Below are 26,556 nucleotides of genomic sequence, written 5' to 3' on the forward strand. Positions count from 1 at the left end.
TCGATAAGCGCTTCCTCCGCGCGGCGGCGAGCTATGGCACGAGCCGCAAGACCCATTCGCTCGATGATCTCTGCCGCGGGCAACAGTGCTCCGCGTTCTCGCAGCGTAGCAACGATGGCATTCACAATCGAAGCGCCGCTGTCGGACATCGCGGCCGCCTCCACTGCCGTCAACAGCGCGGCGCGACGATCCTGAGCTGTCGCGCTTCTGACGCCGAGGCAGATCATCAGGCGCGCAATGTGATCGCGACGCGTTTCTTCCCGGCGGGCATAGGTTGTGAACACAGTGGGATCGGCGCCGATCTGGTCGGCGACATATTTCAGCATCGCGCCGGGCGGAATTTCGCCTGCCGCAAGCACCCGACCTGGATGTCGCATCACGCAAAGCTGAACAGCGAAGCCGAGCTTATTGTGCTCGCGCCTGCGCAGGTCAATCTCGAGGCGATCAGCCGCAGATAGTGAATAGTGTCGGATCAGGCTGTCCTCATCATCCGGAATATCGAAAAGCTCCCGTCGATCCTGAGCTTTGAGAATCTTGCGCCTGGCCACTGCTCAACTCCGCACACAATACCAACTGCCGCTGAATGTTGCCGAGCAGACTGGATGCGGAAACAGCAGCTCTTCTGCTGCGACGGTTATCCACTGGGATCAGACGTCGCGCCCCGGCATCGTGAGACACAAGCAAGCTCAGTTCATGCTTCCTTCGCCCTTGGCGTACGATTTTGAGCAGCTCTTGTTCTGACCCCTCTTCATGCCTTTTACCGACGGCGTACTGAGGCCCGGTTTAGCCGACCAATCAATCCATGCTAATGTATCTGTTGCTTTTCAAGTCCGCCGTCGTGGGGATCTGCGACAGAACTCAGCCAATCAGTGAGATCACGGCAGCCGGTATTGAGCCTTTGCATTCGCCAGAAAAAACGGAGAGGAGGCCGGCAGATCGTCGATAGCGGCGGCAAGCCCATCAATGCGTCGACCGTCGCTAGACGTTGATGGCATGCACAGTCCCTCCGATCAAGCCGCCATCGGCTGGGCTGTCGGCCCGACACCGATCACCGCACCTGTGGTCATCAGCACAATCAGACCGCGCTCGGCTCCGGTCATGTCGAGATAGGCCCGAACCTGTGCGCGGTAGTGGTCGAGTGTCTGGGGATCGGGCGCCACATCGCTCTTCCAATCCACGACGACGGCGGGACGGCCTTCAGACGTCAGAGTTGTGGCGTCCGCGATCCCGGCCGTTGCCGTTTCCGCCCCGTCGGCCGCATACGCGGCATAGACGGGAAATTCGGCGAAAAGATCCGGTCGTAAGACCACGATGGCGGGTAGTGCCAGGGTCCGGACAACACAGCCCGCCAGCTCTTCGGCCGATAGTCCCGTAACCGGATCGGCGACCGGAGTCCGGCCGAGGGCACGGATGAGTTCGGCGGCCCGTTCGGCAAGGGCGGCCTCGGCCTCATGGGTTTCGCCGGTTAGCACCTCTTCCATGAGCTTGTGTAGGATCAGTCCGCGTTCGCGGCCTCCCTGAACCAGAACAACGGCTTCCAGTTCGGGTGGCTGGCCATCAGCCGATCCGGTCCAGATCCTGGCCTCGTCTTCCTGCAGCACGGCTCCGGCGGCGTTCTCATCGCGGCTGGGCGCAAGCCAGATCAGTCGCGCCTGCCGCGCGGCAATGGCTTCGGCTTCCGTGGCGAAGATCGCGCGAGTCTGGGTATTGGCCGCTCCGGTGCCAGCCGTCGCGACGTCGGCGGGCAGATACGAGAGATCCAGGCCGGGGAGTTCGGCCAGCGACAGATCGACGAGACCGATCCAGGCGGACTTCGACGGCGTTGTGTCGAGCCGGGGCAGGACGAGAAGTTCGCGGGCGCGCGTGGCGGCCACGTACCAGAGCCGTATGCGCTCCCGATCCAGCTCGTCTTTCTCAGTCTGCCGCACGGCTTCGTAACCGTCCGGCGCGACGCCCAAGACCGGGCAATAGAAGGTGTCCGTCTGTCGGTCGGTGATCGCGCTGTCGGGCGCCATAACGCCGGTCATGGTGTTGACCGGAATGACGATCGGCCATTCGAGCCCCTTGGCCGCGTGCATGGTGAAGAGCGCGATGGCTTCTTCCTGTGCGTCGGGCCGGCCCTCGACGGCGCGCGCCTCGTCGGCCCAAGCTGCCGTCATCGCCTCGGCAAAGGCGCGGAGGCCGCGCACAGCGTAGCTGGTCGACAGGCTGAGATAGAGATCGACATTGGCAAGCGCGCGTTCGGCCTGACCACGATGGCGCTCAAGGAGGAGAGGGCGCACGCGCATCATATCCACGGCCTGAGAGAGCAGCTCGTGCGGGGTCGTGCTGTTGCCGCGCCGGTAGAGCGATTGCAGTCTCTCGATGATCTCGCGTGCGAGCGGGTGCGCGATGGCAGCAGGATCGACACTGAGGTCGAGGCGCGGAATCCGAGTAGGTTCCTCCTCGGAGCGCGGCAGGCCCCAGACGACATCCAGCAGCTCTTCTTCCGTGAGGCCGACCAGGGGCCCGCGCAGCAGGGCGCCGAGCGCGAGCGTGTCGCGACGATCGGCGAGGACGCGCGCCAGCGCGATCAGGTCCTGAATTTCCTGGCGGCGAAACAGTCCCTTGCCGGCCTGCGTCGCCACCGGAATGCCGCGGCGTTCCAAGGCTTCCTCATAGCGCCACAGATCCGCGCCAGTCGGCGCCAGCAAGGCGATGTCGCCCGGCTGGCAAGGGCGTTCCGCTCCACTGCGCCTGTCAATGATGGGGTAGTTGTCGATCAGCCGGGCGCACAGATCGGCGATGGCATCGGCCTCCGCATCACGCTGCTGCTCTGCGCTGGCCTTGCCGTTTTCGTCGGCGACCGCGATGTCGAGGGCCGCCACGCACAGGCCGTCGCGATCGTCGTGGAACGGGTCTAGAGCGGAGAAGCCTGGCTGCCCGTCAGCCGAGAGCACGGCCTCGAAGCGCTCGTTGACGAAGGTGAGGATCGAGGCGCAGGAGCGGAAATTGGTAGAGATCGACAGGAGGCTGTCGGGGTCCTGGGCGCGGAAGGCGTTGCGTGCCTGCACATAAGCACCAACATCGGCGCCCCGGAAGCGATAGATCGCCTGTTTGGGGTCGCCGACCAGGAAGAGCGCTCCCGGCCGGATTCGGAACCGCGTCCAATCGTCATCGCGATCGGCCGGCTCGCCGCACAGCCGCCAGAAGATCTCGGCTTGCAGTGGATCGGTGTCCTGGAACTCATCGACGAGCACATGGGCGAAACGCTGGCCCAGTGCGCGGCGTACGGCGTCATGATCGCGCAGCAAATCGCGCGCGGCGAAAATCAGATCGTCAAAGTCGAGTTGGGCGCTTGCACGCTTGTGGTCGCGATAGCGCTGCAGGATCGGACGCGCTTCTTCGATCAGCGCCTTCAGACCCTGACCTGCCGCAGCCTGGAGAAGCGAAACCCAGGCGTCGCAGCATCCGGTGTAATGGGCGTCGGCGGCGTTGTTCAGCCGGTCGCCGTCGGCCTTGGAGAGACCGGCCTGCTTTGCCGCGGCGAGCCATTTGCCCTTCTTGCGGTAGGAGGCGAAGGCACCAGCCTTGGTGCACAGGTCCGGGTGTGGACGCGAGGTCAGGAGCCGGACGAGGCCCGTGGGCGTTGCGGGATCGGAACCGCTCGCCAAGGCGGTTGCCATCTCGGTCAGCCGCTCGACGATCACCACCGTTTCCGGCTCGGCCGCCGCCGTGGCGCCCATGAAACCCGCGAAATCCGCCGCGGCCCGCCGGAACGCCTGCAGATGGTCGTCAAGCGGCGAGACGGGCGGAGCCATGAGCGTGCGGCGGCGGCGCAGATTCTCGGCAATCTTGTGGAGGAGCGCCACGGTTTCGCCGGGGCTGTGCAACACCATCTCGGCAAGAACGCCGCCCTGGCTGCCGGACAGGCTCTCGCGCAGCCAACCGTCGACAATTTCGAGGAAGGTGAGATCGGCCTGGTTGCGATCCATGACGCTGGCGCCGGGATCGATGTCGGCCTCCGCCGGATAGGGCTTGATCAGGCGCTGGCAGAAGCCGTGGATGGTGGAACAGGTGATTTCGTCGATCGCGGCGCTGGCTGCAGCGAGATTGTCGCGATGGGCCTGGGTCAGCCCATCGGGCAGCGCCACGCGCAGTTCTGTCGCGATCTTGCCAGCCGAGAGGTCGGCGACGAACTCTCGGACACGCGACAGCAGCTCACTCGCGGCGAGTTCGGTGAAGGTGACGGCGGCGATGGAACGCGGCGAGACGCCCTCTGCGAGCATGGCGGCGATGCGGCCGGCCATGACGGCTGTCTTGCCCGAACCCGCGCCGGCCTCGACCAGGATCGAACGATCATGAAGGCTGATCGCATCGCGGCGCGCGCCGTCATCCTTCAGCTTCTTGGACAACTTGCTCATTATTCCACCTCCCAGACCTGAGCGACTTCGCCAAGCCGTTCTGTCGCGGCGGCCATCTTGCGTTTGTAATAGGTGGCGCTGGCATTGGCCGGTAAGGCGAAGGCGAGGTCGTCATAATCGCCCCCGGTGTCGGGGCCTTGCAGGGCCGCACCTCCAGCAAGACTGGTCCTTGCCGCGCTGAGATAGCCCGTAATCTCCGCGAGCACGGCCTCGGGATCGTCGAGCTGCAGATCGACGGGCTCGCGGGGGTAGAGCAGCGAGGCGCTGATGGCGACGTCGTCGCCGAGGAGCGCCTTTACGGCGAACGCGTAGAGGCAGCGCTGAAGCTCGCGTCCGCCGTTAAGCCGGATGTCACCCCGCGGCGGGCGGCCGGTCTTGTAATCGCGGACAAGCGCGCGCTTACCGTCGCCCGAGATGTCGAGCCGGTCGATATAGCCGGCGATGTTGAAGCCGGTGTCGGGGATCATGACGGGCGCGCTCGCATCCCACGGCGTCTTTGCGTCGGATTTTGGTGCCGAGCCGCCGAAGGGGACTTCGCCATAAGCGCGCGCGCCGGGCAAGACATCGTCGCCATAGGACAGGGCGCGGCCAGCCATCACGCGGGCGTCCTCGAGGCTGCGGCCCCAGATGACGGCGGGAGGAAGCGGACGCTCGCTTTCCCAATCCGCGGCGACCGCTTGCGCGGCACGGGCCACCGCCGCTTCGACGGTCTCCGCGCCGACGGATGCGAGTCCGTCTCCGGCTTCGAGGTCCCTCAGCGCACGGTCGAGAACCATGTGGACAAGATCACCGGTCCCGAGCGCGTCGAGCACGAGCGGTTCGGCGGTGCTGTGCGGTTCGCGCCATCCGAACGCATAGACCCACACGAAGCTGAGAGGATTGCGCAGCAGGCGGCGAAGCGAGCTGGCCGACTGGGTGCGACCAAGGATGGCGAGCACCAGCGGATGGTCCGCGCGCACGAGCCCGTCATGGGGGGTGATCTGCGACTGCCGCCAGTCGCGCCAGCAGCCTTGTGCGCCGATAGACTGCGGATCGGCGGCGAACTCCTGAGGCCGGGCCATGAGGCGGTCGGTCTCACTGAAGGCATGAACCGGCGTCGCGTTGCGGCGAAGGTAGGTTTCATCGCCATGTCCAGCGAGCAGCGGGCTGCGTCCCAGGAGGCGCCCGTCGCTGTCGCGCCGGGCACGAGAGAGGACGACTTCAGCAGCCGTCGTTGCGAGGATCGTCTCGAAGTCGCGGCGGTCGGCGAGATTCACCGGAAGCGGATCGAGCACGGAGGTCGGGATGATGTGGTCCGGGATCAGCCGGTCCTCGGCAAGCCCTCGCGGCCAGCGCGAGGAATTGAGCCCGAGGAGCCGAATGAAGCGGCGGGGCGACGCCGCGAGCGCACTGGCCGGCATCCAGGCGACAGAAACGCACGCTTCCAGTCCGTCGTCCCGTTTCAATGTCTGCAGTGTCGCGTCGATCGAGGCGGCGGGGCCGGCGAGCAACGCCTTGCGCCATATTGCGAGCGCGCGGCCCTTGAGGAAGACGTCACCGATCTCGCTGGCGGCGTCCGGTCCTTTTGCCAACGTCTCGACCGCTGTGCGCAGCGCCGCGGCATGGTCCGTGCCGCCGGGCCAGTCTTCCGGCGTCAGCCGGGCCAGCAAGCGGTTCCAGGCGCCGGTCGTCGAGAGCGGGGCATCTGCCGGCAGGACGCGCAGCCAGCCTTCGGGCAGCACCTCGAAAGGGCCCGTGTCCCGGCACAGTGCCGCGAGGCGCCGTAGGCGCGACTGCGACAATCCGCGAACGACGATGTCGGCCAGCGCCGCAGCCGCCTGCCCCTCGCGGGTGGTCACCGTTCGGACGCCGTGGACGAAATGCAGGTCGATATTGGCGTCGGCGCGCAGGGCCAGGAAATGATCGTCATACTCGGCGGGAGACGTGGTCGCGATGGCGATCTCGGATGGCGACACGCCAGAGGCGAGCAGGCGCCGCGCCCAGCGCATCGCTTCGATGGCCTCATGATAAGCCGTCGCCGCGCTCACAGCACTGATCTCCGGCGTTTGCGCCGGCGCGCGTGAAACGGCAACGCCGGTGCCTTCCAGCCACGCGGGAACGCTCCTGGGGCCGGCCGTCCACTGCACCGGGATCTGCGCGGTGAGGGCTCGGAGCAACGGCCTCCAGCAGGGCGAGAGTTCGGTCAGGCCGATGATTTCCATCGGACCGATGATAGCCGGCGCATGGCCGACACGGCCGGTCGCCGCGGCGACGATGTCGACAGGGCGCATCATGCCGGCGGGAAGCTGGTCGAGGACCGCAGCTTCCAGGCGTGCGATGGCCTCCAGGCGCGGATGATCGACCGCTCGCGCAGCTAGGTCCATGCCCGCGCGCCACGCCTTGTGCAGGGTGCCCGCAGCTGCGTCGATCATGCCGGGCAGCGATTTGATGCTCTCCAGTTCGCCCATTGGCGTTGCCGGCAAGACGGCCTGGATCGCGGCGCTCAGGCTTTCATCATCAATCGGCCGGACGAAACCTCCGGCGAGCCGCACCGCCGCCTGCTCGAACGACATGACTTGCAGGCCATGTCGGCGGTCGCGCGCCGCCGCCAGGCGGCCTTCCCGCATGGCGAGGCGGCCGTGAACGACGAGGGTGGATCGGCCCGAGATGGCCATTGGGGGTCGCCTCCTTTCGAGGTCAGTTCTCATTCGGGCGCCGGCCCAGGGCCGGCGCCGCCGCGCGCGTGACTGTTGCGTTGCGATATTTTCTGACGGGCTATTTTGTGAGAAGTCTGTCAAACCCGTTCATGAAAGCTATCTATAGCAGGCAAACACTAGAATTCCGGGCGAGATGCTCTGATGGAATGTAATCCACAAGTTTATCGTTAGAATCGACTGGATATCCGGTTCCAAAGGCGCTGCCAGAAGCCTGGTGCCACCTTGGGCGGAACGGGTTGAGCGGGAGGTTCGGCCATGGGCGGCTGCCCGTAGAAACGAGCTTTGGCGGCGCGATCACGCCGACGCTCGGCGTCCACTTGCTCGTCGCTCCAGGGGCCGGCTTCGACCAACTTGCCGCGGTCGATCACATAGTGTGACCGGCACGGCAACGTCCAGTTGCCGATCGACGGATAAAGCGAAATGGTCTCACCGTCGAACGTCATCTTCCAGTCCGTGGGCGTGAACGGCGTGACAACTTCCTCGCCGCAACCGCAGCAGCAGCTGTGGGCCGATGTCGCATATTCCATCGACACGTACAGCACGCCTGTCCCAAGGCGCTCGGGAATGTGATCGACGAAACGATGCTCGAGTCGCTTGTGGCGTATCACGTGAGGTCCCCATTGATCAGCATGTTGCCGTCGGTGGTGTAAGTGCAGTGATGCTCGCGCTCGAGGTCTCGGTAGAAGCCGCGGATTTTCTTCCACTTCACCACGGCAAGGACAGCATTGAGGGCATTGAGATCCGCAACCTGAATGTTGGACGCATAGATGTCTTCCTCGCCCCCACCGGCGAATGAAATGCGCTGAGGCACATGATCCCGCTTCTGAGGCGTGCTGGCGGTCACCCGCAGGATGCCGCCCAGTGATCCTTCGTCGAGCTCAAGGCCCATGCCGACATCGATGAACGCAGCGCCGGTCGCCTCGAGCTTCTCGACGATCAGCCGCTTCGCATCGCTGGCATCGAGCGACAGGAACGCGAAGGTAACGCCGTCGAGAAGGTGCAGGTTATCCGGCCCGAGCGCCACGTCATGCGCCACGATATTGCGATGCATCCGGCTATAGATATCCTTCAGATATTCGACTTTCTTTGGCGCTTGTCGCAGTTCGTCCAGGCTCGGAGCGCCCGGTGCCCGAAACGCGTTGTGGGTCAAGAACTCGTCGCTGTCGAAGAGGCGGATCTCGCGAACCGGCTTCTTGGCGACGAAATCCAGGATGTAGCCGCCAGTGCCGCCGACGCCAATGATGGCAACCCGGTCGCTGGCCAGCCGCTCGGCCAAGGCGCCGATCCCGACACGGTCGGAGGCGGTCTCGACATAGTTGAAGACGCTGTCTTCCTCTGCTTCAGGCTCACGGATGGTGCGAGCCGTCATGCCGGGGTTCAGCACCGCGGCCGGACCGGCGATGATGTTGGCGTAGCTGGTCATCTTGTGGTGATAGTCGGCGTAGCCCTCGGCCGGTTTGCTTGAGAAGGCATGCGTCGCCTTCAGGCCATGTCCGAGATCGAAGGCGCCGGTTTGGTGCGCGATGGCCTGGATGGGCGACCCGTCGGCGTGACACGGGAAGTCGCCATCCCAGTGGGCAACATGGGTGTCGGGCTTGCGCGTCCGGTCCCCGGCCAGTGTGAGGCTGGAGATCAGGGTGCCAATGCGCAGCTGCCGCTGTGCATCGACATAGGGCACCTCGCGCATGACGAGATATCCACCGCGCTGCTGGACGAAGTAGCCTTCGTCCCTCAGCCGCTTGAGGTCTGGGTTAAGACTGAACAGTGCGTGTGACATTGAACACGGTCCCCTTTTTCTTGACATCGACAGAGCCGCCAGCCCCGAGCTCACCGGCGTGCGGCGTTGATGCCGCGTGGCGGTAGGTCATCGAGAACACGACGTTGGGCTCGTGCTGGCCCGGAAAGGCGAGATGGACGATCTGCTCGAACGTGACCGTGTCGTCGTTCACCGTGCGCGGCCGCGAATTGACGATGATCTCGAACGTTGGCGGCCGCTTCGGCGCGGTGATGAAGCGCTCGATGCCGGGTTCGGCCAGATCGATCAGCTCCCCATGTTCGATCTGGCGATCTTCGCCGCCGGGAACTTCGAGGAAAACGCCTTCGCCCTCGCCAGGTTTGGCCAGGCTATAGAGCACCGCGCCGCTGATAACGAGCTTGCCCCAGCGCAGCTCGTCGTCGTTCAAGGTCAGCTTGAAGTCGCGATCCGTCAGGAAGGCGACGAACCGCTCGGCGCCGTGCTCGCGCAGATCGAAGGGTTCGTTCAGCCGCACATCCTCGAAGTCGCCCGAGGGCAGGATAGCGAAGAGGCTGTAGCCGTCCTGAGGGTCCAGGGCGCCGGCCTCGAGCAGCTGACGGCCAAGCGGCACGGGATCGCTCACCTGACGGGACAGGAAGTTGAGATCGCCCTGGGCGAGGAGGAAGCGATATCCCCGCGCCGGACGCAGAGACCGCCCTTCGCGCAGGGCGTCACCGACGTCGTCGTAGTCGAGAAGTTCTTCAGTGTTCATTGCGATTGGTCCTTAGGTTGGGGCCGGGGCGGGGCCACGGCTCTAAGCGACCAATCGGATTGAGTTTCGCCGACCGGTAAGGTCAGGCGAATTTTTTTTGCAAGGGTCCGTCGGGTGTCGGTCCGCAGATGAAGAAAGCCGGGCAGTTCGGACAGGTGCGCGATGAGATTTCGGCCGGGAACCGTCCAGCGCGGATGTCGCCAAGAAACTTTGAAAGCTTGTCCGTGCGTCCCTTCAACTCGCGGTCTGAAAGGGAAAGCTCGGATGCCTCGCCGTCGGAGAGATGGACGAGCTCGGCAACAGCGCCGGGATAGGCCTGATTGACCGCTAGGATCAGCGCCGCGGCGCCGACATCCTTGCTCTCGGCCGATCGCATGTGACCCGTGCGGACGCGGCGCACGGCGCGGATACCCTCAGGCCGCATCAGCACCTCGTCCGGCTCGACGAGGATCTCTTCGCCGCCGAGGTTGATACTGACCGCCACAGGCGCCTCAGCGATCGCTCCTGCGCGGCCCGACAGAAAGAAACGCAGCATCGCCAATGCGAGATCGCGGAATTCAGCGCGGTAGCCATGCTCCCCCAGTCCCTCACCGGCAAGCGCTGCATCGGTTCGATCAGTGAGTTCCTGCTCGGTCACAGGCAGGTCCGACGCGATAACCGCCTTGACTACCGAGCGAACCGCCTCGTGCAAGTGCATAAAGGCCGTAGTGGTTCGGCGCCCACCGACGTGCAGGACATGGGTGTAGAAAAAGCGGCGCGGGCAGGATTCATACAGAGCGATTTGCGGAGCTCCGAACTGCAGCCGTCCCTCGACGATCAAATCGATGCCCTGCGCTTCCGCCGCCATAGGAAGCGGTCGCGCCGGCACGACCGAGCCGCGCGTCAGAGCGGCTCCGAGACGGTCGAGGAAGGGCGACAGCGGACGATTGTAGCCGTTGCTCTTCTCGGTAGGTGCATAAAGGATCAGGCGATCGCGGGCGCGCGATTGCGCCACATAGAACAGGCACTCCTGCTCCTCGGTCTGGCCCGCGCGGAACGCCTCCAGCGCGTTGCCTAAGGCCCCCGCGATCATGCCGTCGGGCGCCGGACAGGGCGGCGCCGGCGGTGTGCGCGGGATGGTGTCGCTGTTGAGCCCCGGAATATGGACACCGCCGAACTCCAGGCCCTTGGCACCGTGGATGGTCATCAGCCGCACGGCGTCGAGATGCTGGGCGGCTGCCGGAAGCTGACGCAGGTCGCGATCGTCGCCGAGACGGACAAGCCTGCGCACCCGGTCGAGCACACGCGTGATCGGCAGGCCGCGGCCGGCCGGCTGGACGCGCATGAAGTTGAGGAACTGCCAGATCGCGATGCCGCGCGTACGGTCGGCGAGCTCTGCGGATGCGCCAAGGCGCGCGACCATGCGGGTACGATCAAGCAATAGCGTCGCGAGCACGGTCCAGGGCGAGGCTGTCTGGTCGAAGCCGTCGAGCGCAATCGCAAGCCTGGAGAGTGCCTGACGGCCGGCGTCGCTTACGCCGGGGATCGCATCCACCTGCTGGAGCCAGGCGCCCGGCGCGTGGTCGGCTGCCCGCAGGTGCTCAAAGATCGCCGCCACGTCAGAGAAGGAAGTTGTGAAGTCGGGCCAGCACGCGATACGCAGCAAGCCCATGGCGCGCCGATCGACGAGAATGGACAGCAAGGCCAGGAGATCCTTGACCTCGGCCCGCTCGAACAGGCTGCCCAGAAACAAGACGGGAACACCAAGCCGTTCGAGATCCTGCCCGATCGTCGACAGCTTCTCATTGCCGGTGCATAGGACCGCCTGGTCACGGTAGGCAAAGCCCTCACCGCGAAGCTGCTCGATCGCGTCTGCAAGAGCAACTTGCTGCTGACCGGCCCGCTGCACAGTCCGCAGTTCGGGCTTTTGACCTTTGCCGTCGCGATGCGCTTCAAGGCCGCTGTCCGCATCTCCGGCGCACATGGTGGTAGCGAAGCTGGAGAAGCTTTCGACAATCTCCGGCACCGAACGATAGTTGCGCTTCAATCGGCCGCGCTTGCCGTTAGCGAAGTCCTCTTTGCCGAACCGTGCCATGTTGAAGGAAGAGGCGCCGCGAAACCGGTAGATCGACTGCTTGGCGTCACCGACCATCCAGAGATTGCGGCCATCTGAGCGCAACGCATGCAGCAACCGCACGCTGCTGCGGTTCACGTCCTGATACTCATCCACCAGGACATGGTCATATTGCGCTTGTAGCGTTGCACAGATGGCGACGTCCTTCTCGAGCAGTTGCACCGGCAATGCGACAAGGTCGCCGAAGTCGATGCAATGTGCGTTGCGCTTGAGCTGTTCATAGGCGGCGTAGACGCGGGCTACCTCGCCGGCGCTTTCAGCGACGTCGCGCGTATCGGAGTCCCCGGCTTTCGCAAGCATTGCGCCGGCGAGTGCGGCGTAGGCTTCGGCGTCGACCACTTCGTCTTTTGCCCGGGAAACGGCGGCCAACATGTCGGCGATGATCTGGGTCGGATCGTAGAGATTGCGGTAATGAGTAAGCCTCAGGCGCGGGAACTCCTCCTCGAGGAGCTCAGCCGCCTCGGTCCGATCCATCATCCGCGGATCTTTCGGCAGGCCGAGTTCTGCATGGAAACGACGGATGACATCGAGACCGAATGCGTGGAACGTGCCGATCCACATCGCGGCGGCAGCCTCGGGTCGCTTGCGGGCGATCCGCTCCGCCATCTCGCCCGCCGCCTTGTTGGAGAAGGTCAGAAGCAAGAGGCGCCGCGGATCGACACCCTCCTCCAGAAGGCCTTCGACCCGAGCGATCAACGTCTGCGTCTTGCCAGTGCCAGGACCCGCCTCAAGCAGATACGCCTCGCCGCGATGAGCCGCCGCCGAGGCTTGCAGCGAATTCAGCGGCCGCTCGATATGCGTCGCCGCCGTCACAGGTGGCACTGGCGGCAGCAGCAAGGCGTCGAACAGCTGTTGCGCGACCATCTCGAATGGCGCGCCGAGCTTCGCGGCAATGGCGGACGCGGAGAGCCCTTCGTCAATATGAAGTGTGCGGACCAGGGGGCGCGGTAGCAGCAGCTCGCGTGCAAACAGGTCCATCTGGACCTCACGGCGTTGCCTGCGGCCATAGTCGACAACCCGATCCATTCCAACCGGCGACGGCTCTGCGGCGCGGCTGGGATCAATCGCCGGTACTGGCTCGCCCTCAGGATCGTCGCCGAGTTCGGCATGACCAATCTCGTGGGCGACCAGGAAGGCTTGCTCGAACCGCGAGCCGACATTCTCGTGAAGGATCAGATCGTCGTCGGTGACGAAGGTCGCACGGCCGCCATTGAGGACGGCTGCCCCAGCGGCCGTCGGTTCGACATCAATCCCCCGTCGCCTGGCCTCGGCGACAGCAAAGTCATAGGGCGACCAAGGATCGGCGCCGGAAGCAACCAGGCGAGCATGAAGCTCGGCGGCGACTTGCCTGGCGAGCTCCACGCTGTCCATTTCAATCCGCCTCTGCCAACAACCGGGCGCGCTTCTCTGCCGGGACGCCTGCGTCGATCAGCACCTGCTCGAAAGTGACCTGCCCGCCGATCGCGGGCTTGCCGTCGGCCTTGTAGCTGCGCCCGGCGGCCAGCTGCGCGGGGCCCCAGGACAATTCCAACTGTGTGACCGAACTGCTCACCTCCTGGGCAAGCCTGCCGAGAAACCGTCGCGGGATACTGATGAAGGAGATCCGTCGCTCGCGCAGCGCGGTCACGACCTGCCGGGGCACGTCAAGACGCAGGGCGACGGCACGCCAATCGGCGACCGTAAGCGCCGCGAAGGGGTCCGTCATCGGCGCCGGCATGGCCGCCGCGTGCTGCGACCAGGCAGCGTCGAGGAGGGCCTGATCGGCAGCGGTCAGCGGCGCGTCATCGTCGTAGACTTCGCGGCTAAGCTCGCGCGACAGGTCAACGAGCTCTTGGGCATATTCCGGGTAAAGCCGCAAATAGCGCTCCAAGGTTGACCGGCCAGGCTCGCTCTCGACCGCGAACGCGTCGAGCACAGACTCGCGGGTTGGACGTTCTCCTGCGGGGCTCACCGCTCTTCTCCATCGGTCATGGCGGCCCGCAGGGCGGCGAAGGCTTTGTCGCGATAGGTTCGGACGGTCTTTTCCGAGCGGCCCAGGGCCTTGGCGATGGTCATGACGTCCGGCTCCTTTGAGTCGATGGGGAAGCCCTGTCTCAGCATATGAATGATCCTGCTTTGTTCTATGGGTAGAGCAGCAATCGCCGCATCCCGGCGCAACCGGTAAGCCGGATCGTCCAAATCCGACAAGGCGAACGGGTCGTGAACCCCGGCAGCCGCCTCGACTTCCGGTGACAGCTCACCGCTTTCTTCGTCGTATTCGAGTGGTCGGGAACGGTTCTCGTCGCGCCAGGCCTGTTCCTGGGCATCGCGCCGCAGGCTAGCCAGCGCCCCGTCGAAACGCACCTCGAAGTAGTCGACCTTGTCGACATAGGCGGCGCGATCCGCCGACAGCAACTCGACGAAGCGGCCGAACACCTTGTCGCGCACGACCCCGCGCGTCAAAGATTCCGTCTTGCCATCAGGGCTTTCCGCCCTGGACAAACTACGCATTACCCGTTCAATCAGGATCCGATAGAGGCGCTCAAACCACATCTCGTTGTTATCGCGACGGCTCGCGCGGATGAGATAGACGAGACATTCGCTGGGGACGTAGGCTGGGTCGGAGCGCTTCCTTATTGCAGCCCTGGCGATCAACTCGTCACGCGACAGGGCCGCCAGTTCGGCGGTGAGCGCTTCTACCCTCTGGTCGCGCTTGTAGAGTTCGCCGCTGAGGCGTCGCTTGCGCAGCGGTGTTACTGTCGCTTGGCGCGTGCGCTGCGCGTCTGCCCCTTGCCCTGCACCGGCAGCTCCCTCAAACTGGTTCATCGCGCCGCCTCGCTTTCCATATCGCGCCTCTTGTTCAGACGCGTCTCGAGCGAGCGGATGCTGTCGAGCACCGCCTCAAATCCCGGAGGATCGCCGAAGATCATCCCCTTCATGGCTCTGTAATCGATGCGCAACTGTTCGATCATGGCGTCATGCGGTGCAAGCGCGAACGAGCCAGGCACGGCGCTCGCGAGATCGAAGTCCGGTCGATCGAAGAACATCCGGGCATGCGCGACGCAGTCCGCGCCGAGCGCGCTGTTAGCGATGGCGGCGTCGCCCACCGGCGTCGCGGCGAGTTGGTGCAGATCATAGTAGTGTCGAGACACGCGCTGGCCGCCCCCACGCAGCTCTCCTCGCTTGTCGAACCAGCGTCGCAACCCGTGGAGGATGACGATCTTATCCCAGAAGGTGCGCTCAGGGTCGACCGTTCGCACGGCCGGCACGGTCAGGTCGAGCGCCGGCAGATCATCATCGACATAGGGTTTGATCGGCACTTCGCTATTGGGGTCGAGCGCGGATTTCGCGCCAGACTCGATCTTGATCGCCGCTCGCACATAATCCGATCGCGGCGTCGCCGCTGGATACCAGATCAGCAGCGTCTGCCCATCGGGATCGGCATCGTCGGCGTCCACCCGTCCCGCCCCGGTATCGAGGCCGGCGTCCTTGAGCCTTTCTTGCAGGATCAGAGTCAACTCAGCGCGCAGCGGGCCGTTGATGTAGGCTTGGCAGGCGTCCTTGATCGCATCGAGGCGCGCCTTGCGTTTCTTACCGCTCAGAGCGTCAAGCTCCTCGATGGTCGCCGGTTCGCCAATGTCGTCCCGAAACACCGTGACGTCGATATCCTCTGAGAAGCGGTTGATCAGACCGAAGCCTTTGGACAAGGAGGTTCCGCCCTTGAAAAGGAGGCGGGGTCCTCCCTCTTTCAGTCCATTGAACAAGGCATCCAGCGTCCAGCAGACCCAGAAGTCCTTTTCGATATTCTGGGATGCCGTGCCGAGGCGCAGCGCCGTCGTATCGAAGGCGCTTAACATAGTGTCCGACCCTGCCGCGAGGACCTCGTCGAAAGCCGCATTCATGTCTTCGCGGTCCGGGTTGCGCCGCGCTTGGCGGTTCGTGTCTTGTCGGCAGAGTGCGGTTTCGGCTTCCGTCGGCCGATAGCTGCGTGATCGTCGTCGCCGTCCCTCGTTCGTTGTCGCTGACGATCATGATCAGCATCGGCACCAGCATGATCATCATCACCGACATGCCAACGACCAACGCCAGCGTCGTTTTCGACAAGCGGCTTGAGAAACACCCACATCCAGGTTGGCAGCGCCGTCATACCCGCAGTGATGTCAGCTTTCAGCGGCGGGCCCGCAACGGGATCCTCGAAGAGTTTGGCGAGCTTGCGCTTGACGTGATCACTCTCTCCTTCACGGACCAGGAGATCGCGGAGCCAGTGAAGCGCCTGGACGACGCGCATCGCCGGTCGCCCGGCCCAGAACAGCTTGCTGGCCGCGGTCGGACGGAAGGTGATCGTGACGTTACCGAGCTTGATCGCACGACGGCGGGCGTCTGTGTGCACCACGATTTTTGCGGGGACCGCGTCGGTCAGGCCCAGATCGTTTGCTGCGGTCATGCCATCGACAAGCATCCGGGTTTGGTCGCGTCGACCAACGGCGTCGATGACCGAGCGCGGATCGGGCGGGTTGGTTTTTTGGGTGAGCTTGTTGAAGCTAGGCTGATCGTAGAGCCCTCGATCGATTCGCCTGAGGGTTTGCGCCTTCGTCAACCGCTGCAACGCCTTATCGACGGCGTCCCGCGATGCGAGATCCACGAAATCACTCGGCGTCCACACCTTGCGCGGCGCGTCGGCACGGATGCGGTCAAGCATGGCTGTCTTCAGATCGGGTGAGTCGCTGCTCATGTCCGAAAATTGTAGGGGTTTTTCGGACGATCAACAAGCAGCGTGTCCGAAAGATATATACAAATTTCGGACAGGGCCATCTCATCTCCACTTAGGACCGACTCGGTTGCCAGTCGTTCATCTGCAAAATGTTTCCGCCGAGTTTTGCGAACGCGCGTTGGCGGCAGGAGAAAACGAGAATCTGCTGATCGCGTGATTGACGATGCAAAGCGTCGAACATGCGCTCGATGCGATCGTCATCGGAATAGACCAACGCGTCATCCAGGATGACCGGTGTGGGGCGCCCGTCGCGGGCGAGCAGACGGGCGAAGGCCAGCCGGGTCAGAACCGAAAGCTGTTCTCGCATGCCGCCACTCAACCTCTCGACATCCTCGTCCTGACCATTGCGACGAACGGTCTGCGGCAACAGTGTATTCTCATCGAACACTATGGAGATGTCGTCGAATAACAGTCTGAGTAGCGGCCGCAGCTCGGACATGACCGGCTTAAGATATAGATCGCGTGCCGCCGAGCGTGCAGCGCCCAGCGTTGTGCGCAGCCGGTCGAGAACGGCCTTTTCGATTTCGAAGCGTTCCACTCGCTCTTCAGCGACTTCCAATTTTTCCCTGGCCTCGCGCCAAGCTTCTTCCACCGCGTCGTCGGCCCGAGTGCGAATATGGCCATTAAGATCGGCAAGAGTCACACGCAACTGACCTGTCTCCTGAGTGGCGGCATCCTGAACCGAGCGGGCACGGCGCAGAACGGCTTCGGCGCTGGTGAGATCGTGAGCGCCGTCGCGCAGGGGCGCGGCGCATTTCGGCCGCTTCGCGCAGAGTTTGTCGTGCGCTGGCCTCGGTAAGCAGCAAGCGCTCCTTTTCCTCGCGTGCTGCTTCAGGTCCCAATATGACGTCGAGGCTGGTCAGTTCCGCCTGGATGGTCACGTAAGCAGTCTCCGCGGCCATGACAGCCTCGTCGGCATGGCTGCGCAGGGGCAGGGCCTCGCGCACGTTGTTGCGTGTTGTCGTCACACGCTGCTGAGCCGCTGCATGATGTTGTCGGATCTGTTGCGAATCGACCTTAAGTTCGAGGTCCCCGGCCGCGAGGGCACTCAGTCGGGCAAGCTCTTCGTGCAATTGCTGTATTCCCTTGGGCGCGAGATCGCCGAGCCGCTGACGCGCCAAGCCCAGTTCGGCGACCCTGTCGCGCGCTTCAACCAGGCGCTGGCGTGCCGTCATGAGGCTGTCGACACCAAGGGCTGCAAGCAGGCTGTGGTGCTTCGCTTCGGCTTCTTCGATTGTCCGGTTGGCTTGCTGGGGCCGATTTGAGCGCAGGGTCAAAGCTCCGATGCCGGCAATATCTATGCGCACGGTGCCAGCAAAGCTTTGATCTTCTGCATGGGCCAGAGGCTTGGCATTGATGGTCACCAAATCGGCGGCGCCGTCCCGGTATTCCATGCGTAGCGTCGGCAGGGTTCCCAGTTGCGCTGCACGAAGGCCGGCAAGGTCGATTTCGAGCGCTTGGAGTTGCTCGACAGCCTGTTCTGGCACCGTCAGCATAGCTAGCGCTGCCTCTCCGTCTTCGATCTGGGTTCTGGCGACTTCGGCTTGTTTTAACCGGTTGTGTAAGCTGGCCAGTCGTTCGGCCGCATCGCGCGCCAAGAGGGTCGCATCCAGCCGCGCGAGCAATTCGCGAGCTTCGAGCTCTTCCTGTTCGGCTACTTGAACTTCGCCCATCGCTTGTTCGTTTTCGGCAATGGCAGAAGCGCGCCGATCGAGAACCTCACTGCGGCGAAGCTGCGCAATCGTCGACTGCTCGCGCAAATCCGCGGCTCTTTTGAGCGCGGTCCGAAAACTATCGAGGGCCTGCTTCGCTGCGTCGTGGTGAATTACGGCCAGGGCAGCTTCCGCTTCAGCAGCTTTCAGGGCTTCGCTGTGCGACTTGGCGGCCTCGACGGAGGCTTCGGCGGCCGAGATACCCTCCCGCCGGATAGCGCCTTCTTCGGGGTTTTCAAGCTCAGACAGACGTGCCAACGCCATGCGCCGCTTGTCGAGTGCATCGCGCAGACCGGCAACTTCGGCGCTGAGGCGCAGTTCCTCTTTCAGCAGCTTGTCACGCTCATCGAGCGCCGCTGCATAGAGACCGCCGCTCTTGGGACGCAGCGTTGACGTAACCAGGCTATAGAGTTCTTCTTCACATGCGGCGGCGATTTCGGCCATGCGTCGCCCGCCGGTCAGGGCTTCAACTTCCCCCTGAACCGAGGACAGTAGGCTTTCGCGTACGCGTTTTTCGCCATCCTCCTCGCTTTTGCTGCGCTTTTCGATGCCGGTGACCCCTTGGCGAACCCAGAGCAATCCTGCCGGTCCTGCGGTTCCGCCGTGGATTAGTTTGCCGATAAACGCTTCGGCCTCGTCCGCTTGAGCCAACAGTCGCCCCCGATCGAGGTCGATAACGCTGGCCAGCTTGCCTCCATAAAACTGCTTGGTAAGCCGATATCGTCCTTCTGAAGTGGTGATGTCGGCCTCCACCACCGGATTGCCCCCACTATAAGGCCGCAGCAGTCTTACGCCTTCGGGCGTCCCGGTGTGGGACTGGAAAAAGAGTGCATGGAGTGCTTCGAAGAAGGTTGATTTGCCGAATTCATTGACTGCGCAAAGCACGTTGACGCCGTCGCCTATGTTCTCGATAGCGATGCCTTGCCCAGCGAACCGTTTGACGTTGTGGAGCCGAAGGGCCGTAAGTTTCATGGTCCCATCGCCTCGCAATAGCTGAACAGCCGAACCAGTGCTTCTCGCGATATGTCGCGTTCGACAGTCGACCGCCTTTCGTCGGTGCTTTCATCCAACAGTGCCTGCGCCGCCTCGCGAAGGGCACCGGAGCGATCGATCCGATCCAAATCGCCGCTTTCGCAGTCGGTCGCGAGCCCGTCCCCTTGCAGCTCCAGATAGGCGTATCCAGGCGCGGCTGCCGCGACCGCCGCTTCGAGGGCGGTTCGTCTGCTTACCCGTACCCGGCCAGACGCGACAATTCGCAGCAAGGTCTGACGTCGCAAGTCTGCCGGTGGTAGCAACGCGTCAAATGCCGCCGCGCTGTCATCGCCAGACAGCAAATGCAGTGGAGCGGTTTTCCAGGAAAAGCTGGCTGTTTCGACGGCTACGATCTCGGGCAGGGCGCCAGGCCCAGCAATGGAAACGACAAGGGCCTGGCCGGGTGTATCATGCTTGAAACGGTCCGGTTCGGGCGCACCGCTGTAGCGGCTGCGCTCATTGATGGTGACGGGCCCGTGCCAGTCGCCAAGTGCCAGATAATCGAGGCCGGCCTTGGTCGCGCGATCTGGTGCAATGACATCGGACGCTGCTGAATCTTCGGAAAAGTTCTGAATAGCGCCATGAGCAAGGCCGAGCCGGATGGCGCCTTGCGGCGTCGCGGCGCTGTTCATCCACTCGGTAAGGTCGCGACCGGGTCTGCGGGTGGTGCACGGTGCAGGCAGCAGCACCACGTCCGCGGCAATGGTCAGGGTTTCGGGCCGGGTCGCCAGTATGACATTGTCCGGCACAACGCTACCCGCAGCGCTCCACAATTGATCAGCTAACAGTGAATCGTGGTTGCCAGGGAGCAATATCCAGCGCAAGGGCGCGCTCTGGCTCATCTCGGCAAGGGCCTGCCGCAACATCGCTGGTGTAGGCGTTTCGGTGTCGAACGTATCGCCGGCCAGAAATATCGTGGATGCACCATGGACGCGTGCCTGTTCTGCCAGCCGGCTGATCGCGCCATGGCGCGCTTCACGGAGCCGCCCGCGCAGATCCTCCGGCATGTTGCCGAACCGCTTGCCGATATGAAGATCGGAACTGTGGATGAAACGAAACATGGAGTCTCCGAGACTATGTCGATGCCAGGTAGCGGCGGGCGCGATCGATGGCCTCATCCAGCCGGGAGCGTGATATCGCCGCAAGTCGCTCGACGCCGAGCATACGTGCAAGGTCGAGAGCGGGATCCGACTGTTCCAGAACGTCTTTGTTCGCGACGACGACAGCGGCTAGCTCGGCGATTGGAATGTCGGCAATGGACCGGCGGGCAAGGGCGTCAAACGGCATGCGATAATCAAGCAGATCGACCACCGTCCCCTTCTTCCATAGGAAGCTGCCGCTGGATTCTTCAGTTCTATCGAAATCACGGAGATGCAGGTCGATCCGCTCCCGAATCTTGTTGGCCGTTCTGAGCCAGCCATGCGCCCGTGCGATGCGCTGCGCAAGGACGTCTTCTCGCAGCGGGCCTTCCTGTTCGATCACCGCGTCGACCATGGTCCGCAAAGTGCCTCGGTAGGCGAAGTCGTAAAAATGATCCGGGCTGATAGCGAATGCTGATAGGTCAGTGAGGCGATAACTGCCGCCCATCGGTACAGAATCACGCGTCGAATTCGCGGCAGCGGGCAAGACTACTCCAGGTGCTGATGGGTGCTCTACCGTCGCGACGGGAGCGGCGACAAGTTCTGGCTCTGATATTTGCGACAAGTTTTCAGTTTCGCCGATCGATGCAAACTCTTCGGCTGGCAATGGGTCTATGGGGTCGACCTTATGTCCCATGTCCCATTGGATCGTCGCTTCACTTTCCTGTTGTTCAGCTTGCTTGCGACGGCTTTCCTCGAGCAGTGCGGCCAGGCTGGCATGAAGCCTCTCGGTACAGCCTTCGAGATCAAACCACCAATCGGTTGACCATACCCGGACAATGTTCCACCCGAGGCCGCGCAGGACCTGCTCGCGGACCTTGTCTCGATCTCGCGCCGTGGCAGAACTGTGATAGGTCGCGCCGTCGCATTCGACCCCAGCCAGATAGGCGCCGGCGAGATCGGGATGCCGGATCCCTATATCCACTCGAAAGCCAGAAATGCCGACTTGAGGAACGATGGTCCATCCGCGCTTCTCAAGCTCGGCAGCGACGGCCTCCTCGAAAAGGCATTCCAGGGCTCCGACCGATCCGCGTTCCTGCGCTGGCAATGCCACAGCGCCGCGTTCGGCAAAATCGAGAAAGGCTTTGAGATGCTGTACGCCGATCGCTTTGGTTCGGTTGGGGTCGATCTGGTCGGCGGCAAAACCTGAAAATACGATCAGTTCCTGCCGCGCACGCGTCACCGCGACATTCAGCCGGCGTTCGCCGCCGTCCCGATTCAGCGCGCCGAAATCCATGCTGCGCTTGCCGGCATTATCTTGCGAAAAGGTGATCGAAAACAGGATTATGTCGCGCTCGTCACCCTGGACATTTTCCAGATTCTTGACGATGACGGGTTCAATACGATCATCGGCAAAGAACCATTCAAGCTCCGGCTCCATCTGTCGCGCCTTGTCGAAAAAGTCGAGGATGAGCGACTGCTGTTGCGCGTTGAAGGTGATGACTCCGAGCGTGGGGCGGTCCTTTTCTGGAAGGGCCAACCAACGCCGCATCCTGCTGACCGCCTCGTCACTGACCGCTTGGGCTTCGATTCGGTTGGTGCGACTTTTCCCACGATCGTAGATGCCGGTCGTGATTTTTCGCAGCTGCACTGCCCGATCTTCCACCGTTGGGGAAGGGAAGGTGATGAGCCGATTCTGATAGTAATGATGGTTAGAAAAGGCGATCAGCGACTCATTGCGGCTACGATAATGCCAGCGCAGGTCACGCACCGGGATGCCGGCCGCTTTGGCTTCGTCGAGAATGCTCTCAAGATCCTTTTCGTGTTCGACGACTTCCTCGTCCTCCTCGTTGCGGCCAAAGAAATTGGTGGGCGGCAACTGCTTGGGATCGCCTACGATTATGGTTTGATGGGCTCGCGCGATGGCACCGACGGCGTCCCAGGTGGTGATCTGCGATGCTTCGTCGAAAATGACTACGTCGAATAGCGCCTGGTCGGGGGGTAGGTATTGAGCGATTGAAAGAGGCGACATCAGCATGCAGGGTGCGAGCTTGGCAAAGCTCGACGGCATAGCGCCGATCATCTCGCGGATTGACCTGTTGGGCCGCTGCAATTCCATCTGATGGCGCAACAGGCCCAACTCGGAATTGCGAGGGACGCTTTGCACAGCGGGCAGACCATGAGCGATGGCACTGATGACGCGAAGGCTTGCTTGAGCGCGGACAAGATCGTCGATTTCCCGGAAATCTTCGATGGCATGCTCGTGCTGGAAGCGTCGGAAGTCTCGCAGCACCGGATCGGCATCCAGTGTGGCCGGCAGCCACCAGCGTACATAGGCCAGGCGGAACGCGGATTGAGCTTCGGTTGGTAGCACTAGACCCGCCTCGATATCGTCGACCAACGCTTCCAGATTCTGACTGACAGCTCTGCGACGAATGCCGCACCACGAAGTCCAGTCCCGCAGAAGATGACGGGCAGCGAGCAAGTCTCCCATCGCGGTCGTCAATTCGGTCAGTGGCTTATCATGTCCTGCCCAGGAAGGCGTCTTTCCAGCGGCGATCGCAAATTGGATCCTCGCAGCCTCGAATGCCGCAGAAGCCGCAAGGAAGCGGGCTGCCCCATGCCGCATCGTGCTATCTGCTGCACCGCTTCGGAGGCTCGGGGCGGTTGCTTGGAGGAGCGCTCTGAGATCCTCGGTGCCGAGGCCGGGCAGGCGTAGCGTCTGTCGAAGCCTTTCGGCGATCGAGAGTATCTGATCGATACTATGGGTGTCGGTATCAAGTGCAGCAAATCCGACCGGCTTCCCAGATAGGATGTTGGCTTCGACAGTGGCGCGGCGGTTCTGCATCACGCGCAACAGTGACAAGTCCCGCTGAGGATCGGCCACGCCCTCTGTGACATAGCCTTGAAGCAGCTTCTGGACTTTGCGTTTGCCCAACTGACTGTTTGGCCAGAACGCAGAAGCGGCCTGTTGCCATTGCTGCTCTATGTCATCTACCCGTATGCGCGCAACAGCAGCCTCGTCATAGTGTGCCGACAGGTCCTTGCGAGACTTGCGATAGTCCCCGATTGCATCATTTAGAGTCGCGAGGGCTCCCCGTAACTGGGAGAAATCTCGATCAAAGGCGATGCTGAGGTCATAGCCGGCACTGTCCTGGAGTGCCCCAGCTAGTTTTCGCAGCGCTTCGAGCTCCGCTTTTGACGCATCGCCTTTTGCGCGCAGGCCGATGCTCACCAGGAAGGCGTCAAGTGCGGTCGCTAGAACCTCGGACGCACTCTTGAGGGTCTTTGCCCCTTCGAGCAAATTGTCCTGCCAGCCTGACGTCCACTCGGTGACATCTATGAGACGCAAGACCGGTCGCATCTCCACTGACTGAAACGCGAGACCTGTTTCGGCGGCAATATGCTCCAGCGCCAGCCGGCTTGCCTCGTCATGGCCATCGCGCGATGGCCACGACAATCCCGGAGCGTGCTGTTGCTTGTTCTTGAGAGCGATGCCAAGCGCCAGATAGGGCGTGAGACCATTGATATGGCGCCGATGCAGCGCGTCGACATAGGCATTCAGTTCGTCGCGACGGACGCGAAGCCGCTCGTTGATCGCAATCCACTCCGCTGCGTCCACGCGCACGCCGCTTTCCCAGCTGATTCTGAGCTGGTTGAGAAAGTTGCGTCGGTCCGCCTTGCTGGAATGGAGTTCGAGACAATGCGCGCCCAGGCCATGTTCGCGAAGGCGGCGATACACCACATCGAGCACCGCCGTCTTCTCGGCCACGAACAGCACGGTTTTGCCAACTGAAAGACAGTTGGCAATCATGTTGGCGATGGTCTGGCTCTTGCCAGTGCCGGGAGGACCGATGATGACAAAGTCGCGACCCTCAGCGGCGGCAAGGCTTGCCGCGGTCTGTGAAGAGTCGGCCGGCAGCAGCGAAACGATATCGGACGGAGCAAAGTGGTGATCAAGGTCACGTTCGTCTCGGAATGATGCGCCATTGCCCTCGAACGCTATCTCCGGCGTGTCGATCAGATGGCGCACGACACGGTTTTCGCGCAGCGCATCAGTACGCTCGACCAGATCCTTCCACATGAGAAACTTGGCGAAAGAGAAGGTTGAGAGCGCCGTCTCGTCCACCACCTCCATGCCGGGGACGTCGCGCACTGCCTGGCGCATAAGACTGAGCAACCGCGGCACATCAACGCCGCTTTCGTCCTCGGGCAGCTCACCGGAAAACTGTGGCAGTCTGAGCTCGAAGTCGCGTTCGAGAAACTGCAACAAGGTTGCGTTGAACCGCGGCTCATCTTCATGAAAGCGCAAGGTAAAACGCGATGTTGCGCTGCGGCGCTCGATTTTGACCGGCACGAGCAACAATGGCGCGCGATAGTTGCGCTCGTCCTCCGGTTTTTTCTTCCAGCGCAGGAAGCCGACCGCCAGGAAAAGCGTATTCGCGCCGCCCTCAGCAAAGTCGTTGCGAACTTGTCGGTAGAGATCGATCAGTCGGGATTCCAATTGGTGTCCATCGAGCGTCGATGGGAGCTCGTCGCGCAGGAGCGCTTCTGCTGCAAAACCGCGCTGCAGGTCGCGTCCATGGACTTCGCGATAGAGGGCAGCATCACGCTCGCCCAATGGATTCTGTTCGGGCAGCGAAATGAGCCTGATCGAAGCGCCCGCCATCAGGCGATCCTCGAGATAGCCGACGTCGGTACAAAGAAACGGAATTGTCTTTTGGAGTCCGGAAAATTGAGCAGGCGGTTCCGCAGTGTCAAATCCAGGAGCTTTTTCTGCCAGCGGTCGATCCGCCCGGCCGCCGTCGTCGGCTTCACCTCGACGATATCGGCAGGCAGGGCTGTTACGGACGGTGCCGTTGGCAGCGGCAGCACGATTTCGGTTGCTACTTCGGTATCCACGCTGCGACGCATCGGTTCGTGGGAAGCAAGCGGCGTAATGCCGCCGCTACGGGAGCGGCGGATATCGATGGCGGCGACAAAGGTGCCCACCTGCGCTTCGTCGAGCCGCTGTTCGATTGCTCGTTGCGCAGCCTCCAGCGTCATCGCGGGCCGATGCGTTACGCCGGTCGTCTCGAATACGATCAGTTCGCGCGATGCCAGCGCCTTGCGGATCTCCATGGCATCGGCTTCGATGGCGTTGGCGAGCGTCTTTTGTGTCATCCATGCGCCGACGGCAGCGTGGCCTTGGAACATGAGCACGACGGGGTGCAGGCCCGTAGCCTCCAGGGCGGACGCGAACAACAGACTGGCATCGAGACAGGTTGCCAGCCTCTCCGCGGCAATTGTCGAGGGGCGTCGGATTTTTTGGCCTCGGCTTTCGAAACTGGCAGGTGGCTCAGCATAATGCAGCGATAGACCGGCAATGGCCGAATAAATTGCGGCCGCCAGCATGAATGCGCGTTGCGGATTGCCGCTTTGATAGCCATCGAGGCTGGAGGCATGACCATGCGCTGCGAGCCGCTCCGCTGCGGAATGTAGCAGTCCTGCGATCGCCGGGTCGTTCGGCATGACGAACGCGGGCAGCAATTGCGCCATATCGATGACGCCACCCCATTCGTCGCGGGCAAGCAGGCGCACCGCAACCCGCTGCTCGGCCAGCACTACGCCTCCTGAGGTTAGGCGCAAGGTTATCTCCCCGCGCTCAGCCTCGTTGAGACCGGCCAGATAGCTGGCGTCGAGATCGATTTTTCGATCGCTTAAGGGAAGCCGGTCGCCAGCAACGATCCGATCAATTGTCCAGCTTTTGGCGCGCAAAAAAGGGGGGTTCGATGTTAGCTCGAGAGTGCATTTTTCGAAGCCCTGCTGGGTTGGATTATTGAGAGAGATGGACCGGATCACCGGAACGGCATTTTGGAAGGATGCATATGTAAAGCTGGCGGCGATGTCAGCCACTAATTCTATTACGGGCGCGGCGGCTGATATACCGGCGGCGTCGCCAGTGTCCGAACTCGTTTCCATGCCCCATCCCCTATTTTCATTTACGATAGAACTTTGCGCCCAGAATTTGAAAGTAAATTCTCGGTATGGGCGCCGCTTAGTTCTTCAGCAGCATAAATCTCTGAACTCGAAATGCCTCCGTCAGATTGGACAGTTGTGGACCTCTGCAGGGATTGGTGATCCTTGCCGCCGGTTCAGCACGATATTTGTGATGAGGCAGTTGCTCGAGGAGCTTTCGTGCCAGCCGCGCTAGAGCGCGTCCTGTTTAATCTGGGTCGTATCCAGCTGCCTTGAAGTAGTTGGCGCATTCGGCTGGGGTGAAGC

The 26,556-nt window shown here is 62.7% G+C and carries 14 protein-coding genes and 1 pseudogene; all 15 read right to left on the bottom strand.

The features are described 5' to 3' along the window. The coding region (locus AC0L2A_RS33080; protein WP_473612406.1) for a DUF4158 domain-containing protein at positions 1-548 on the bottom strand (548 nt) is incomplete at its 3' end. 462 nt (positions 549-1,010) lie between these two features. After that, positions 1,011-4,403, bottom strand: a complete 3,393-nt coding sequence (locus AC0L2A_RS33085; RefSeq protein ID WP_473612408.1) for a UvrD-helicase domain-containing protein — start codon at positions 4,401-4,403, stop codon at positions 1,011-1,013. Then, a complete protein-coding gene (locus tag AC0L2A_RS33090; RefSeq protein WP_473612409.1) occupies positions 4,403-7,057 on the bottom strand; it encodes a PD-(D/E)XK nuclease family protein in 2,655 nt (884 codons plus the stop codon). Before AC0L2A_RS33090 ends, AC0L2A_RS33085 begins: the two co-directional genes overlap by 1 nt. 209 nt (positions 7,058-7,266) lie before the next feature. Beyond that, positions 7,267-7,707, bottom strand: a complete 441-nt coding sequence (locus tag AC0L2A_RS33095) for a ubiquitination-like system serine protease family protein (protein ID WP_473612410.1) — start codon at positions 7,705-7,707, stop codon at positions 7,267-7,269. Then, a complete protein-coding gene (locus AC0L2A_RS33100) occupies positions 7,704-8,876 on the bottom strand; it encodes a ThiF family adenylyltransferase (protein WP_473612412.1) in 1,173 nt (390 codons plus the stop codon). Before AC0L2A_RS33100 ends, AC0L2A_RS33095 begins: the two co-directional genes overlap by 4 nt. Beyond that, positions 8,851-9,606 (bottom strand): multiubiquitin domain-containing protein, encoded by a 756-nt coding sequence (locus AC0L2A_RS33105; protein WP_473612413.1) that lies wholly within the window; start codon positions 9,604-9,606, stop codon positions 8,851-8,853. The genes AC0L2A_RS33100 and AC0L2A_RS33105 overlap by 26 nt, the downstream gene beginning before the upstream one ends. Positions 9,607-9,688: 82 nt before the next feature. Continuing rightward, entirely contained in the window at positions 9,689-13,090 is a 3,402-nt protein-coding gene (locus tag AC0L2A_RS33110; RefSeq protein ID WP_473612414.1) for a UvrD-helicase domain-containing protein, read from the bottom strand. A gap of 1 nt (position 13,091) precedes the next feature. Continuing rightward, positions 13,092-13,670 (bottom strand): hypothetical protein, encoded by a 579-nt coding sequence (locus AC0L2A_RS33115; RefSeq protein WP_008878447.1) that lies wholly within the window; start codon positions 13,668-13,670, stop codon positions 13,092-13,094. Further along, positions 13,667-14,524 (bottom strand): DNA-binding response regulator, encoded by an 858-nt coding sequence (locus AC0L2A_RS33120; RefSeq protein WP_473612416.1) that lies wholly within the window; start codon positions 14,522-14,524, stop codon positions 13,667-13,669. Before AC0L2A_RS33120 ends, AC0L2A_RS33115 begins: the two co-directional genes overlap by 4 nt. Next, the gene (locus tag AC0L2A_RS33125; protein WP_473612417.1) at positions 14,521-15,600 is read right to left on the bottom strand and encodes a nucleotidyl transferase AbiEii/AbiGii toxin family protein; all 1,080 of its coding nucleotides are present in this window, start codon (positions 15,598-15,600) and stop codon (positions 14,521-14,523) included. Before AC0L2A_RS33125 ends, AC0L2A_RS33120 begins: the two co-directional genes overlap by 4 nt. Continuing rightward, positions 15,597-16,397 carry a DUF6088 family protein gene (locus AC0L2A_RS33130; RefSeq protein WP_473612418.1) on the bottom strand — a complete coding sequence of 267 codons (801 nt, stop codon included), beginning with the start codon at positions 16,395-16,397 and terminating at the stop codon, positions 15,597-15,599. The genes AC0L2A_RS33125 and AC0L2A_RS33130 overlap by 4 nt, the downstream gene beginning before the upstream one ends. A gap of 124 nt (positions 16,398-16,521) precedes the next feature. Further along, positions 16,522-17,118: an ATP-binding protein gene (locus AC0L2A_RS33135; RefSeq protein WP_473612420.1), complete on the bottom strand. Its 597-nt coding sequence runs from the start codon at positions 17,116-17,118 to the stop codon at positions 16,522-16,524. Beyond that, positions 17,093-19,153 (bottom strand): AAA family ATPase, encoded by a 2,061-nt coding sequence (locus AC0L2A_RS33140; protein WP_473612421.1) that lies wholly within the window; start codon positions 19,151-19,153, stop codon positions 17,093-17,095. Before AC0L2A_RS33140 ends, AC0L2A_RS33135 begins: the two co-directional genes overlap by 26 nt. Then, positions 19,150-20,274 (bottom strand): metallophosphoesterase family protein, encoded by a 1,125-nt coding sequence (locus AC0L2A_RS33145; RefSeq protein WP_473612422.1) that lies wholly within the window; start codon positions 20,272-20,274, stop codon positions 19,150-19,152. The genes AC0L2A_RS33140 and AC0L2A_RS33145 overlap by 4 nt, the downstream gene beginning before the upstream one ends. Positions 20,275-20,287: 13 nt before the next feature. Continuing rightward, positions 20,288-26,253, bottom strand: a pseudogene (locus AC0L2A_RS33150) (DUF3320 domain-containing protein). Positions 26,254-26,556: the final 303 nt, after the last annotated feature.

The sequence above is a fragment of the Mesorhizobium sp. WSM4844 genome, assembly GCF_055811775.1.